At 55.2% G+C, this 13,577-nt stretch carries 15 protein-coding genes; all 15 read left to right on the forward strand.

The features are described from left to right. The first annotated feature begins 134 nt into the window (after positions 1-134). A complete protein-coding gene (locus CPT76_RS29675; protein WP_105445429.1) occupies positions 135-725 on the forward strand; it encodes an NADPH-dependent FMN reductase in 591 nt (196 codons plus the stop codon). A 74-nt stretch (positions 726-799) separates the two neighbouring features. Beyond that, positions 800-1,150 carry an ester cyclase gene (locus CPT76_RS29680; protein WP_105445430.1) on the forward strand — a complete coding sequence of 117 codons (351 nt, stop codon included), beginning with the start codon at positions 800-802 and terminating at the stop codon, positions 1,148-1,150. A 46-nt stretch (positions 1,151-1,196) separates the two neighbouring features. Continuing rightward, a complete protein-coding gene (locus tag CPT76_RS29685) occupies positions 1,197-1,598 on the forward strand; it encodes an ester cyclase (RefSeq protein WP_105445431.1) in 402 nt (133 codons plus the stop codon). Positions 1,599-1,730: 132 nt separating this feature from the next. Then, entirely contained in the window at positions 1,731-2,471 is a 741-nt protein-coding gene (locus CPT76_RS29690) for an SDR family oxidoreductase (protein WP_105445577.1), read from the forward strand. Between the two features lie 63 nt (positions 2,472-2,534). Further along, on the forward strand, positions 2,535-2,909 hold the full coding sequence (locus CPT76_RS29695) for a MerR family transcriptional regulator (protein ID WP_105445432.1): 375 nt from the start codon (positions 2,535-2,537) through the stop codon (positions 2,907-2,909). Further along, positions 2,890-3,393 (forward strand): GNAT family N-acetyltransferase, encoded by a 504-nt coding sequence (locus CPT76_RS29700; RefSeq protein WP_258168943.1) that lies wholly within the window; start codon positions 2,890-2,892, stop codon positions 3,391-3,393. The genes CPT76_RS29695 and CPT76_RS29700 overlap by 20 nt, the downstream gene beginning before the upstream one ends. Positions 3,394-3,619: 226 nt before the next feature. Next, entirely contained in the window at positions 3,620-5,314 is a 1,695-nt protein-coding gene (locus CPT76_RS29705; RefSeq protein ID WP_105445433.1) for a sigma-54-dependent transcriptional regulator, read from the forward strand. 176 nt (positions 5,315-5,490) lie between these two features. Beyond that, the gene (locus CPT76_RS29710) at positions 5,491-6,267 is read left to right on the forward strand and encodes a 2-keto-3-deoxygluconate permease (protein WP_105445434.1); all 777 of its coding nucleotides are present in this window, start codon (positions 5,491-5,493) and stop codon (positions 6,265-6,267) included. Between the two features lie 39 nt (positions 6,268-6,306). Then, positions 6,307-7,605, forward strand: a complete 1,299-nt coding sequence (locus CPT76_RS29715) for a four-carbon acid sugar kinase family protein (RefSeq protein ID WP_105445435.1) — start codon at positions 6,307-6,309, stop codon at positions 7,603-7,605. Between the two features lie 2 nt (positions 7,606-7,607). Continuing rightward, the gene (gene pdxA, locus CPT76_RS29720) at positions 7,608-8,615 is read left to right on the forward strand and encodes a 4-hydroxythreonine-4-phosphate dehydrogenase PdxA (protein ID WP_105445579.1); all 1,008 of its coding nucleotides are present in this window, start codon (positions 7,608-7,610) and stop codon (positions 8,613-8,615) included. Between the two features lie 324 nt (positions 8,616-8,939). Beyond that, on the forward strand, positions 8,940-9,929 hold the full coding sequence (locus CPT76_RS29725; RefSeq protein WP_105445436.1) for a sugar-binding protein: 990 nt from the start codon (positions 8,940-8,942) through the stop codon (positions 9,927-9,929). Then, positions 9,926-11,407 carry a sensor histidine kinase gene (locus CPT76_RS29730; protein ID WP_105445437.1) on the forward strand — a complete coding sequence of 494 codons (1,482 nt, stop codon included), beginning with the start codon at positions 9,926-9,928 and terminating at the stop codon, positions 11,405-11,407. Before CPT76_RS29725 ends, CPT76_RS29730 begins: the two co-directional genes overlap by 4 nt. Further along, positions 11,382-12,407, forward strand: a complete 1,026-nt coding sequence (locus tag CPT76_RS29735; RefSeq protein WP_308737690.1) for a response regulator — start codon at positions 11,382-11,384, stop codon at positions 12,405-12,407. The genes CPT76_RS29730 and CPT76_RS29735 overlap by 26 nt, the downstream gene beginning before the upstream one ends. Positions 12,408-12,419: 12 nt before the next feature. Then, positions 12,420-12,731, forward strand: coding sequence for a helix-turn-helix domain-containing protein (locus tag CPT76_RS41685; RefSeq protein WP_308737691.1), 312 nt, complete (start codon positions 12,420-12,422; stop codon positions 12,729-12,731). 285 nt (positions 12,732-13,016) lie between these two features. Beyond that, positions 13,017-13,577: MFS transporter (locus CPT76_RS29740; RefSeq protein WP_146116475.1), on the forward strand; the 561-nt coding region annotated here is incomplete at its 3' end.

Consider the following 13,577-nt stretch of genomic DNA (forward strand, 5'->3'; position numbering starts at 1 on the left):
CCATATAGTAACGTATTATAATCCCATCAAGAGTGACAATATAGTCACATATTATCATACCCCAAATCGTTTGTCAGCCGGCAGATGTTTGAGTGCTGATGCAGCGCCGGGGAATCCAAAGGAGGATGTAGGAAATGAAAATGACTTTGATTGCCGGAAGCAACGATGCGGGATCCGTAAGCACCAGGCTCCTTCGTTATTTGGAAAGCCAACTGGTCAGCAGCGGAATTACGGTTTCGTTTGTGGACATGAGGGAGCTCCAGCTGCCGCTGTATTCGCCGGAAGCAGGGCAAAATCCGGGGGCTGTGCGTCTGCAAAATGAGATTATTAATGCGGATGCGCTGATTTTGGCCACACCGGAATACCACGGCTCCATCTCGGGTGTACTGAAGAACGCCCTGGATTATTTGACGCCTGGACATGTGGAAGGCAAGCCGGTTCTTTCCGTAAGCTCGGCAGGCGGACCGCTTGGCATCAGCTCGCTGACGCATCTGCAGACGATCGTCCGCAACCTGCATGGCGTCAATTGCCCGGAATGGATTTCCGTAGGGTACGGTTCGAACGAATTTGGCCCGGATGGCACGCCTTTGGATGCAGGAGTGAGAGAACGGGTCACCACAGTTCTTGGACCATTTATAAAGATGACCCGGCTGCTTTCCGCTGAGACGGCAGGGGTGACCGGAGAGACAGCATATTTTTTTGCACAATATGTGACCAAACGGTAACGATATGATTGCAACCATTAGACGAGTGCGCCGGAGTATTTTGAATATGACCAACAAAAAGGAGACGGATCGTTATGAACACAACGCGGCAGCAGCAGGTGGAAGCGGCAGTAAAATGGATCGAAGAGGCATGGAAGGCAGGGACACTGAGCCAAACGGGGCAAGCATTTATCGGTCAACTGGAAGAGGCATTTACGGAACGGCAATACGAAGTGGATGACGTGATGGTCCAGGGAGAGAAGGTCATCGCAAGGGTGGTCATTACCGGCAAGCACACCGGGATATTCGCAGGAATTCCCGCTACGGGAAAAACGGTAAGGATCACGCAGTTCCACGAATTCACGGTGAACGATGGGCGGATCGTTCATCGCTTCGGATGGTATGACACCGGTACGCTGCTCCCCCAGCTGCAAGCTGGTGCCTGACATGACCTGTATGATACGCAAATATAAATTAGAGGAGATGGATCTTATGACAACGATGGAGCAAAAAAATACCGAGGTGGTTGAAGCTTTTATTCAGGCGTTCTGGAACAGCAACGATCTGAGTGCAGCGGATACGTTTACGACTGAAGATTACCGGGAGCTCAGCTATCAATCGAAAGAAGGGTTGAAGCAGTTTGCCGCCAAAATCCTGGAGGCCTTTCCGGATAAGCAGTATACGGTAGAGGAAATCATCGCCGAGGACGAGAAGGTTCTCGTTCGAATGACGGTCCGGGGCACCCATCAGGGCGTGTTCTTCGGCACCGCACCGACCGGACGCACGATGAATGTGACGCTGTACCGCCAGTACCGCCTTAGGGATGGCAAAATCACGGAACATCGCGGCTGGATCGATATGGTGACGATGTGGAGCCAAATTCAAGCGGGATAAACCCAAACCGCTGGATTCGATATGTTAAACACCTGTCTTTTTCCTATGACCAGAAAGCCTTGACCTAGAGCGCGCTCAAGGTCCTATACTGGGAACCATCTTACCCGTAAAGAAAGGATGGTACTCATGATCATGAACGCGGTGCAAGGAAAAGTGGTTATTTTAACAGGAGCCTCCAGCGGTATCGGAGAAGCAACGGCCAGGGTCCTCGCCCGAAGCGGAGCCCAAATGGTGCTCGCAGCAAGGCGCGGAGATCGGCTCAAGCAGCTGCAGTCGGCGATTGAGCAGGAAGGAGGTACGGCGATCTACCAAGTGACGGATGTGAGCGTGCAGGCGCAGATGGAGGAGCTGGCCCGGCTCGCCCTTGACACATACGGACAAATCGACGTGCTGGTGAATAATGCAGGGATCATGCCGCTGTCTTATCTGCACGAGAAGAAGATCGAAGAGTGGGACCGGATGATCGATGTAAACGTGAAGGGAGTGCTCTATGGGATCGGGGCGGTGCTGCCGCATATGCGGGAGCGCCGGCAGGGGCACGTCATCAACGTCTCGTCGGTGACCGGGCACATCGTCCGCAAAACGTGGGCGGTTTACTCAGGCACCAAATTCGCCGTTCGGGCAATAACCGAAGCACTGCGCCAAGAAGAAGCACACAATAACATCCGCACGACGATTATTTGTCCGGGAGGCGTCGACACCGAGCTGGTGCACACGATTACGAACGAAGAAGTGAAGCGGGACATCGAAGCTTCCATGGACATCGCCTTAACCCCGGAGGCCATCGCTAACGCTATTGCCTACGCCATATCCCAGCCGCCGCAAACGGCCGTCAATGAAATCATTGTAAGGCCCACCAGGCAGGAATTATAATACGAATAACCATGGCTCACCTGTCGTCAGGTGGGCTTTTTCGCTTAGGAGGGATTTGGAGGCATGAGTTACTCGATCGGGGAAGTGTCGGCCCAAACGGGTTTGTCGATCCATACGCTGCGGTATTATGAAAAAGAAGGCATCATGCCGGGCGTTCAGCGCAACGAAAGCGGCATCCGCCTGTACGAAGCGAAGGATATCGAAGCGCTGGAGTTCATCTGCTGCCTGCGGGAAACGGGGATGGGCATCGCTGACATTAAACAATTCGTCAACCACGCGACCACCATTCAGGAGCGGCTGGAGCGGCTTCGGGAACAACGTCAGAACGTCCAGGAGCAAATGGCCCGGTTTAAGAAATACGAGGCTATGCTGGACCGGAAAATCGGCCTTTATGAAGACATGGCCCAAGGAGACTCCGATGAAAAACACCATGAATAACGTCCGGCTCGCTTTATATCACCGGGATCACGAGGCTGGACTTGAAGCTTTTACGCTGCCGGAGGAGCAGCATGAATTCACCGCACTGCCGTTTGAAGTCATACAGAACGCACTGGAGCGGGAGGAGCGGCATCCGATCGTCATTTTGGGGGATGAAGAGCCGATCGGCTTTTTCATTCTGGATGCAGGGGAAGACCGGGGGCAGTACTCGGACAACCCCAATGCCCTGCTGCTGCGGGCTTTCTCCATCGATCACAGGCACCAGGGACATGGGTACGCGACGCAGTCTCTGCTCGGCCTGAAGGAGTTTGTCAAACAGCATTTCCCGGCGGCCGATGAAGTGGTCCTTGCCGTTAATATGAGAAACACTGCCGCGCGTCATGTCTATCTCAAAGCAGGTTTCCGTGATGAGGGACGCACCCGGATCGGGCCGGGCGGGTCCGCAGCACATTCTGGTACTCGGGATATCATAACGAGAGTATAGAGAAAAAAGGAAGAAAGTACTTTGCGGCGCAGGCTGATCCATTGGCTTGCGCCGTATTTTTCAAGCGCGGCTGCAGCTGCTGGCTCTGAATTCCCTCCTCCATAAAATGACCTTTTCCTGGCGTCGCCTTCACCAAACTACCGGCAGACAAGACTAAAATTGCATACCACCCGATTATGTGCTATGACTGAACTACAATCTTAAAGGAATATAGGTGTGGGATCAGATGAGAATAAAAGCCCTGTTTATAGCTCCATATGCAGCCATGGAAAACTTGATCGAGACGTGCCGTGCGGAAGAGAAGGATCTGGACCTTCAGATCCGGGTCGGAAATCTTCAAGAAGGGGTTGCCATCGCCAAGCAGGCGGAGGCCGAAGGGGTCGACGTCATCATCAGCCGCGGCGGAACGGCCAAGCTGATCGGGGAGGCCGTCGATATTCCCGTCGTCGACGTGCATGTATCCGGCTATGACATGCTGCGGGTATTGACGCTGGCGAACGATTTTCCACGGAAAAAGGCGATTGTCGGCTTTCCCGCCATCACCCTCGGCGCCAAGGCCATCATCGATTTGCTGGAAATTCCGATCGATATCTTCACGATTCATGACGAGGACGAGACGGAGAGCCTGCTCAGAAAGCTCAAGGAGGAAGGCTACCAGCTGATTATGGGGGATGTGGTGACCTTCGAAACGGCGTCCCGGCTGGGGCTTGTGGGTATTCTGATCCAGTCCGGGCGCGAAGCGATCTTTGATGCCTTTCAGGAGGCGAAGACCGTCTCCCGGTGGATGATGAAGAACCGGCTGGAAATCGAACGGCTCAAAGCTGTGCTGCAGGTCACGGCAGGGGATGTAATGGTTCTATCGGAGAACGGGCAGGTCGTGTACGAGCAGTGGAAGCATTTCGATTCCCGTCCCGTTCCGCATGCCGGCTTGGATCACCACGCTTTCCGGGAGACAGCGGCGGTCCGGGAGACCAGCCATGCGAGCGATGCGGAAGGCAGGCCGCTGAAGATCGTCAAAACCCGGGTCACGGTGGAAAATGGGGCTTATTTGGTGTGCGAATTTTCGCGCGTCCATATGGATTCGCCGGCCGAGGCGGTTCTGCAGGTGAAGACGGGCACGCCGCCGCTGATCATTCATCAGAGCGAAGCGATGGACGCTTGTTTGTCGATGATCGACCGGTGCCTTTCTGCATCCCGGTTCGTCCTGATCGGGCCGAGGGGGGCCGGCAAGGAGTTGATCGCGCGTTATATTCATGACCGCAAGTTCAGCGGGGAGGGTCTGCTCGCCTCCGTCCAGGCTGCGGATATGCTGGCCCTGGAGCCCGACGAAGTCGACGCAGAGATCAAGACGCTGCATATCCACGCGCTCGATATGATGGATAGCAGCCTGAGGGCCGAGCTGTGGCGGAGGATGGACGCTTTTCAGGGAAAGGGAATCACCCTCATCTTCTCGATGGTTGAAGAGCAGCATTTATGGGGAGCCTATGAGGACGGAATCGTCCGGATCCATGTTCCTGCGCTGGCGGAGCGAAAAGAGGATATCCGGGAGCTGGTCACCTCGTTTTTGCTGTACTTTAACCAAACGCAGGGCACCTCGGCCATTAAAATGACGGACAAAGGGCTGGCCCTGTTGATGGACTACAGCTGGCCGGGCAACGTATCGGAACTGCGGGCGCTGCTTCAGGAGGCGGTGCTTTTGGAGAAAGGGTACGTCATCGAGCACGCCTTGATCGAACAGCTGTTGCAGCGAAAAGGCGAGGCTGCCGGAGCGATTGGCGGAGAACTGCTGAACGGCACGCTGGAACAGATTGAGAAGGCGATCATTGAGAAAGTGCTGGAGCAGGAGGGCTTTAACCAGACCAAAGCGGCGAAGCGCCTGAACATCAACCGGTCGACATTGTGGAGAAAGCTTAAGGACTGATATTGGATTCTTCATTGTTGTTTAAATATGCAACACTTTTGGTTAAATGAATTTTATTTAGCTAAAAAGTGTTGCATTATTTTTTGTAAACGTTTATCATAATCGATGTAATCGTTTATGTAATCGCTTTTACAAAACGAACTGTTTAAATTTACAACACAGGAGATGACTCAGCCATGAAAATAAAGGCAGCCATTGACAAAGTCCCCGGCGGGATGATGTTGATCCCATTGCTGATCGGCGCCCTGATTGACCTTCCTGATCGCCCTGTTGATCAAAGCGATTTTCCCGGATCAGACAATCTGTTCCTGGGGCTGTCGGCTCTGGCCATCATCGCAGCATTCTCCGACACCAACGGCGGCCTGTACATGGCGCTAATGGGACAGCTCGGCAAGAAAAAGGAAGACGTCGCCGCGTATTCGATCATGTCGCTTGAATCCGGCCCGTTCTTTACGATGCTCATTCTCGGTGTCGCCGGCCTGGCCAGCTTCCCGATTATGGCGTTTGTCTTTGCCCTTCTGCCGCTTCTGCTCGGCATGATCCTCGGGAACCTCGACGAGAAGATGCGCGAGTTTCTGAGCAAGGGACAGGATGTCATCATCCCGCTCTTCTCGCTTGCGATCGGCGCCGGTATTAACCTGACCAACGTGGTCAAAGCCGGATTCTCCGGTGTCATTCTCGGGATTGGTGTTGTCGTGATCACGGGCATCGTCCTGTTCCTGATCGACCGTCTGACCGGCGGCGACGGCGTGGCCGGGATTGCGGCATCGTCTACAGCGGGTAACGCTTCGGCAGTTCCGATGGCGGTTGCCGCGGTGTACTCCGGCTACAGCAGCATTGCTGCGGATGCAACACTCCAGGTAACGGCATGCGTCATTGTGACGGCGATTCTGACCCCGCTTCTGACGACCTGGTTCGCAAGACGGGCGCAGCGGCGGAGTTCACAGGCGTAAGTGGCACGGACAAGGAATCAAGTAAGGGAGTCGTTCAACATGCAGCATATGTACATTATCGCAGATGATTTGACGGGAGCTAACGATGCCGGCGTGCAGCTGTCCAAGATCGGGATCACGTCAACCGTGTATCTCGATTCCCAAGCGGCTCCGGCCAAGCCGAACGGGGATGTTGCCATTATCGATACGGACACCCGGGCGGCAGGTGAGCAGGAAGCATACGATAACGTTTCTAAAGCAAGCACTTTGTTTTATCAGCAAGGGTATCATCAAGTATATAAAAAAATGGACTCGACCTTACGGGGGAACGTGGCTGCCGAGCTGGCAGCCGTCGTTTCCGTTCATCAGCCGGAAGTGGTCGTGATTGCCCCGGCGTATCCGAAGATGAACCGTCAAACCCTTGACGGTTATCAGCATGTCCACGGGCAGCGCGTCTCGGAGACCGAATTCGGTCGCGATCCCAAAACGCCGGTCAAGGACAGCTTCATCGCGAATCTGTTCCGGCCGTATGCGGGTCAGCAGAGCATCGTCCTGATCGACCTTGCGCAGCTGCATGGACCGGCGGAACGGCTGATGCAGACGATCGAGGAACATACCGCATCGGGACGGACCTGGTTTATATGCGACGCGGCGACGGATGAAGATCTGCAAGAGATTGCCGAGGCTTTTGCCCGGGCGGGTAAAAAGACGGTATGGGCCGGTTCGGCCGGCCTGATCGAGTACCTGCCGGAGGCGCTTCAGCTGGAGCGAAGCGCTGACCGTCCGGAGGACCGGCTCCGGGTCGCCAAGACGCTGACCGTGTCCGCCAGCTTGTCGCAGGTGACCAAGCAGCAGCTGGAGAACGTGCGGTCGATGCCGGATACCTGCTTTGTAGAGCTGGACCCGGTGGAGCTGATCAAGCGCACGTACGCTCTGCCGGACGTCATGGCGGCCTTGGCGAAGGAAGCAGACAAGAAGCATTTTGTATTGTTTGTCGATTCGTCGGTCAACAATAGAGAAGCGACGAAGCGGCTGGAAGCCGAGCTCTCCCTCGGAAAAACCGAAATCGGCGAGACGATTTCCAGAGAGCTCGGGGCGATCGCCCGGGAGGTTTTAGGCACATACGAGGACATTAACGGCCTGATTCTGACCGGCGGCGATACCGCCAAGGCGGTGTGCAATCAGTTGAACATGAACCAGATGCAGCTCTGCACCGAAGTGGAGGCTGGGCTTCCGCTCGGGAAGCTGCGCGGCGGAGCGGATACAAGAGAGTACTGGGCTGTAACGAAGGCCGGAGGATTTGGTAACGAGCGTTCTTTGATGAATGCGTTGATCTATATGAGTGGAGAGGATGAATGAAAATGAGCGAAACCAAAGCTGTCATTGGCATTACGATGGGGGACGGAGCCGGAGTTGGCCCCGAAATTATTCTTAAGAGCCTGCAGAACCAGGAGATTTACGACCTGTGCCATCCGCTGGTGATCGGGGATGCCAAAATTCTGAACCGGGCCAAGGCTTATGTCAACAGCAGCCTGAACGTAGAAGCGGTGACTGAAGACCAGCTCGGCGGTCTGAACTATGAGCACGGCACCGTTTACTGCCTTGACCTGAATCTGCTTAGCGAGGACCTTCCGCTTGGACAGGTATCGGCTGAAGCCGGCCACGCGGCGTTCGAGTATTTAGCCAAAGCGATCGATTTGGCGAAGAAGCAGCAGATCGACGCCATCTGCACCGCTCCGTTGAACAAGGAAGCCCTGCATAAAGGCGGCCACAAATACCCGGGGCATACGGAAATTTTGGCCGATCTGACGGGAACAAGCGAGTTTTCCATGATGCTTTCGGCGCCGAACCTCAAGGTCATTCACGTCACCACTCACGTCGGCTTGATTGATGCGGTGAAGATGATCAATCCGGAGCGCGTATACCGCGTTATCCAATTGGCGCATGAGACGCTGACGAAGTCCGGCATCGCTCAGCCGCGTATCGCCGTCTGCGGCATCAATCCGCATGCGGGCGAGAACGGCCTGTTCGGTTACGGCGAGGAAGAGGAGAAGGTCGTGCCCGCCGTGCAGCGCGCCCAGGACGAGGGCATCAACGTGGTCGGACCGCTGCCTGCGGACACGCTGTTCTTCCGCACCGTCCGCGGCGACTTCGACATTGTCGTTGCCATGTATCATGACCAAGGCCACGGACCGGTCAAGGTGCTCGGCCTCGACGCAGGCGTGAACATCACCGTCGGCCTGCCGATTATCCGCACAAGCGTAGACCACGGCACCGCCTTTGACATTGCGGGTAAAGGGATCGTAGAAGAGAAGAGCATGATGGAAGCGATCCGCCAGGCGGTTGAGCTGGCACCGAAGAAACAATAAATCAAGTTGAGAAGTAGATGGCTCCCTAGATGGGGCCATCTTTTTTATTTCCCAGGTACTCTCCATTATCGTTCAGAAAATATTCGGAAACCATTCAGCGGCTTTTCATTCAAATGCTATACTGTTGTAATGGGACATACGTCTTGGCAATGATAGGGACGGCTGGTTTTCCGCATACTATTTAGAAATGTTATAGGACCATATTGGGCCGAAATAACAGGAAGTTCAATGCAAAACTTTAGTTCAATCTATATCATAGGCAGCATTTACGTTAAAATGCCGATCTCTACGGATATATCTCATTTGGGCTAAGGAGGGATGCTCATGCTCAAACGAATCTGGCCCTTCGGGCTGATTGTTCTTGTTCTCATTTTTGCGTATATTCTGGTCCGGTTCTTCCTCGCGTCCATGACCATCGGTGATTTGGTTGGACAGATCCGGCTACAGCGGGCCGACGATCCGTCCGTTAAGCATGTCGTGCTGATCGCCCAGGAGCTCGACAACCCGTTCTGGCGGGAAATGGAGCAGGGGGCGGAGGAAGCAGCGGACAAGCTGGGGATGCGGATTGATTATACCGGGCCGATCCGGATCAATCCCGCCGAGCAGATGAGGCTGCTGGAAAGGGCGATCTCATCCAGACCCGACGGCATCCTCGTGCAGGGAATCGTGGATCCGGACTACGATGCGCTGATTCAAAGAGCCACAGGGCAAGGAATCCCGGTGATCACTGTGGATGCAGACGAACCGGGCAGCTCCCGCCTGGCCTACGTGGGAACCGACAACCTGGGGGCGGGAAAACGAATGGGCGAATTGGTGCTGAAGGAAGCGGCCGGCAAAGGGAAGATCGGCGTCATGATCGGAAGCGAACAGGCCGAAAATATGCAGCTGCGCCTGGCGGGGTTCCGCCAAGTGATTTCCGCTGCTCCCGGCTTCGCCATCGTGGATGTCCGCTCGTCCAACATCTCGCGGATCGGGGCAGCCAAGCAGGCCGAGGCGATGCTGAAGCAGCACCCGGACATCCAGACGATCGTTGGCTTCAGCTCCCTTGACGCGGCCGGAATCGTGGAGGGTATTCAAGCAGCGGGCCGGACGGGAATCCGCGTATACGGCTTTGATGACCTGCCCATTACCCGACAGGGGATTGAGCAGGGCGACATCTCGGCGTCCATTGTGCAGTCTCCGAAAGAAATGGGGGCCCAGTCGATCGGCCTCCTGAACGATTATTTTCACGGCCAATCCTTTGCCGCCGAGCATTTTATCCCAACGAGCGTCATGGACAAGGCTGTGCTGAACGCGGAGGTGGACGGCCGATGAACATGCGCCGAATGCTGCTGATTGTCATCCCCGCCTTGTTTGTCCTGACGAACGCGGTATCGTTTTTTATTTTTCAAAGCGGACGAACCGTTCAGCAGAGCTATAATATGATGCTGGACCGGGTATTACTATACAAACAAATCGATGCGGAGACCCGCAGCAATTTAAGCGCTGTCAATGTGTATTTGACGGACCGGAGCGAGCGAAGCCGGCAAATCTATCAGGAGCATCAGAGCCAGCTCAAGAAGCTGCAGGCGGAATTGAACGCCCAGGACGCCATTCCGTCCACGGAATTGAGCGTGCGAAGCTACCGGAACCTGCTGGAGACGTTTATTTCGCAGGAATCCGGTATCTTGCAGGCATTAAACGGCAAGACGCCGCTGGCGTATGCGAATTCCTATGCGGCGGCGGAGAAGACGGCCGGTTTCATCCAGGAAGAGGCGTACCGGCTGATCGACCAGGAGCTGAGCTATTATCAGCCCCTCTACCGGAGCATTCTGGCGCAGACCGACCGGATGAACCAATGGGGCGTCGCCTTGTTTATATTCAGCACGCTGATCAGCGTCCTGCTGGCTTACTGGATTTCCCTCCGCATCACCAGACCGATCCGGCAGCTGGCCCGGACAGCCCGGCAAATTTCGGATGGCAACCTGCAGGTGAAACCGCCGGTGATGAAGAGCCGCGACGAGTTTTGGATTCTGTCCGAGGCTTTCGTGCAAATGCAGGACAATTTGAAATCACTGATCCGCAAGGAAAAAGAAGGGCTAGAAAAGGACCGGCTCGTCAAGGAGCTGGAGCTTGAGGTGCTGCAAAATCAGATCAATCCTCACTTCCTGTTCAATTCCCTGAACGTGCTGTCCAAGCTGGCGCTGATCGAAGGGGCCGAGAAGACGAGCGATCTCACGGTCACGATGTCCAATCTGCTGCGTTACAATTTGCGCCAGCTGGACCGGCCGGTGCCGCTCCGCGATGAGGTGGAGCACGCGAAGGAGTATTTTACGATTCAGCAGGCCCGCTTTCGCGACCGCATCCGGTTCGTCACGGATATCGACGAGAAGGCTCTGGATGTACTCGTGCCGGTGCTCACGCTGCAGCCGCTGCTGGAGAACGTGTTCGTGCACGGCATCGAAGGCATGGAAGAGGGGGCCGAGGTTCGGCTTGCGGTCTCTGCCATGCCGGGTGGGACACGGATTGCCATTTCCGATAACGGGATCGGGATGAGCGAGGAAGTCCGTCGGTCGCTGCTGAATACTGACGCACCGCGGCTGCGAGATCAGGGAGGCGGAGAAGCCCGGCACCCCGCAGGGCACTCGACGGGCCTCGGAACCCGCAACGTGTTTAAGCGCCTGGAGCTGTTTTATGACAGGAAGGATTTGATTGACATTGTCAGCGAGCCCGGGAAGGGGACGACGGTCCTTTTGAACATCCCTGCCGCACGAAAGGAGGACGGCCATGTATCGTCTGCTGATCGCCGATGATGAAGCGCTGGAGCGGGAAGGTATCGAATGGATTGTGAACCGGATGATGCCGGATACGTTTGAAACGATCCATGCGGAGAACGGCCGGATGGCCATACAGAAGGCGGAAGAGCACCGCCCGCACATCGTCATGATGGACGTGAGAATGCCGGGTATTCAGGGGCTGGAAGCGCTGAAGGAAATTAAAACCCAGCATCCGCAGGCCAAAATGGTACTCATCACCGCTTATGAAAATTTTGAATACGCCAAGCAGGCGATCTCCCTCGGTGTACACGAATATTTGGTCAAGCCGGCCAAAAGGGAGCAGATCGTGTCCGTGCTAAGCCGGCTGGTGCAGGAGCTAGAGGAAGAGCAGCACAAGCGCGATGAGGAGCTCGCGGTGCGGGAGCAATTCTTCCAGCTGCTGCCACTGGCCGAGACGGAAATCGCGCTGCATCTGATGTCGGGCCATGTCAACGAGACGGAGACGGGCCATTTGGCTGATATTTTGCAGCTCCCGGTCGACAAAGGCTGTTCTTTGGTGCTGGGACTGTCCGAAGTAGGGGAAGCCAAGAAAAAGGTGTACGACGCCGTAAAAACGGCGGCGCACGCAGCCCCGAAGGACAGCTACGGCACGGTCGTCAGCTCGCTCATTCACAGCCATATGGCCCTGTTTCTGCTGGGAACGAGGCAGACTGGCGACTCGGCGTTGGCTGATGGCGCCAGTGAGCTCGGCACACGGTTGGCTGACGTGCTGAGGGAGCAGTGCGGGATGGCCGTTCCGGTCGGCATCGGAACCGTCCAGAATCGGGCGGAAGGAATCAAGCGGTCTTATTACGAGGCGGTTTTCGCCTCCAGGTATGATCAGGAAGGGGGCGGCATCTGCCGCTTTGAAGACCTGATGCAGGCTTCGGGCGCCGGCGGAACGCATGCAGAGAAGCTGATCAACGGATCCCGCGATGCCGGAGAGAGCGCCTACGTTGAGCTGGCGATCCGCCAAATCCGAGAAGAACGGGAGTAGCGGACCACCAACATGCTGGACCGGGCGTTGCTATATATCCGGGGCAAATTTCAGGAGGAGCTGTCGCTCGAGGATGTGGCGGAGCATGTCCATTTGAATCCGTACTATTTCAGCAAGGTATTCAAACAGCAGACCGGGGAAACCTTTATCGACTATGTGACCCGGCTGCGGATTGACAAAGCCAAGGAACTGATGAAGGACGGCCGGTACAGCATGAAGGAGGTCTGTTACCAGGTGGGGTATAAGGATCCGAATTATTTCAGCCGGGTATTCAAAAAAGTGACGGGCGTCACGCCGTCCGAGTATAGAGTGCAGCACCAATGAGAGAATAGTCCATGCTTGTATACAGGCATGGACTTATTTGTGATGAAGGTCGAATTTGTGCTAGTCCGGACTTTTAAGGATGTCGTCGGAGCGATTTTATGCTGATCTACCGCAAATAAGTGAAGGGAATCGAAAGCGGATGCAAAGGTCCCCCATGTTACAATGGATGTAGGTTTTTAGTGATGATTTCTTGGACTTCATCCATTCAAATAGATTGAACTAAAGAAGTTTTGCATTGAACTTTTGTTCATTCTATCCAAATAAATGACATGGAAGGGATAACATATGAGCTCAATTACATTGGAACATAGCAGCGATCAGGATAACCAGAAGATCAGCATGAAGTTCGTGACGCTGGTGTCCATCGTAGCCGCATTGGGCGGGCTGTTGTTTGGTTTTGATACGGCCGTGGTTTCGGGCGCGATCGGTTTCATGGAAAAGCGCTTTAATCTAAACGATTTCCAGACGGGGTGGGCAGTTTCCAGCTTGATCATCGGCTGTATTCCCGGGGCGCTGTTTTCCGGAATGTTAAGCGACAAGTTCGGCCGGAAAAAGGTCATCATTGCGGCAGCGCTTCTTTTTATTATCGGATCCATCGGCTCGGCCATACCGAATACGTTCAGCGGGTTTATTATTGCCCGGATGATCGGGGGTCTTGGCATCGGCATTACCTCCACCTTGTGTCCGCTGTATAATGCGGAGATAGCGCCGGCCAAATATCGGGGCCGCCTCGTCGCATTAAACCAGCTGGCAACGGTTACAGGCATCTCGCTTGTGTACTTCGTCAACCTGTGGATCGCCGGACTCGGCGACGACGCCTGGGACGTATCGAGTGCCTGGCGCTGG

Source organism: Paenibacillus sp. AR247, from assembly GCF_002968895.1.
Classification (GTDB): domain Bacteria; phylum Bacillota; class Bacilli; order Paenibacillales; family Paenibacillaceae; genus Paenibacillus_AQ; species Paenibacillus_AQ favisporus.

Coding starts and splice junctions, on each gene's coding strand:
- CPT76_RS29695 (WP_105445432.1), top strand. CDS start 2,535: ATGAGTTACTCGATCGGGGAAGTGTCGGCCCAAACGGGTTTGTCGATC.
- CPT76_RS29705 (WP_105445433.1), top strand. CDS start 3,620: ATGAGAATAAAAGCCCTGTTTATAGCTCCATATGCAGCCATGGAAAAC.
- CPT76_RS41685 (WP_308737691.1), top strand. CDS start 12,420: ATGCTGGACCGGGCGTTGCTATATATCCGGGGCAAATTTCAGGAGGAG.
- CPT76_RS29685 (WP_105445431.1), top strand. CDS start 1,197: ATGACAACGATGGAGCAAAAAAATACCGAGGTGGTTGAAGCTTTTATT.
- CPT76_RS29700 (WP_258168943.1), top strand. CDS start 2,890: ATGAAAAACACCATGAATAACGTCCGGCTCGCTTTATATCACCGGGAT.
- CPT76_RS29680 (WP_105445430.1), top strand. CDS start 800: ATGAACACAACGCGGCAGCAGCAGGTGGAAGCGGCAGTAAAATGGATC.
- CPT76_RS29715 (WP_105445435.1), top strand. CDS start 6,307: ATGCAGCATATGTACATTATCGCAGATGATTTGACGGGAGCTAACGAT.
- pdxA (WP_105445579.1), top strand. CDS start 7,608: ATGAGCGAAACCAAAGCTGTCATTGGCATTACGATGGGGGACGGAGCC.
- CPT76_RS29735 (WP_308737690.1), top strand. CDS start 11,382: ATGTATCGTCTGCTGATCGCCGATGATGAAGCGCTGGAGCGGGAAGGT.
- CPT76_RS29675 (WP_105445429.1), top strand. CDS start 135: ATGAAAATGACTTTGATTGCCGGAAGCAACGATGCGGGATCCGTAAGC.
- CPT76_RS29710 (WP_105445434.1), top strand. CDS start 5,491: ATGAAAATAAAGGCAGCCATTGACAAAGTCCCCGGCGGGATGATGTTG.
- CPT76_RS29725 (WP_105445436.1), top strand. CDS start 8,940: ATGCTCAAACGAATCTGGCCCTTCGGGCTGATTGTTCTTGTTCTCATT.
- CPT76_RS29690 (WP_105445577.1), top strand. CDS start 1,731: ATGAACGCGGTGCAAGGAAAAGTGGTTATTTTAACAGGAGCCTCCAGC.
- CPT76_RS29730 (WP_105445437.1), top strand. CDS start 9,926: ATGAACATGCGCCGAATGCTGCTGATTGTCATCCCCGCCTTGTTTGTC.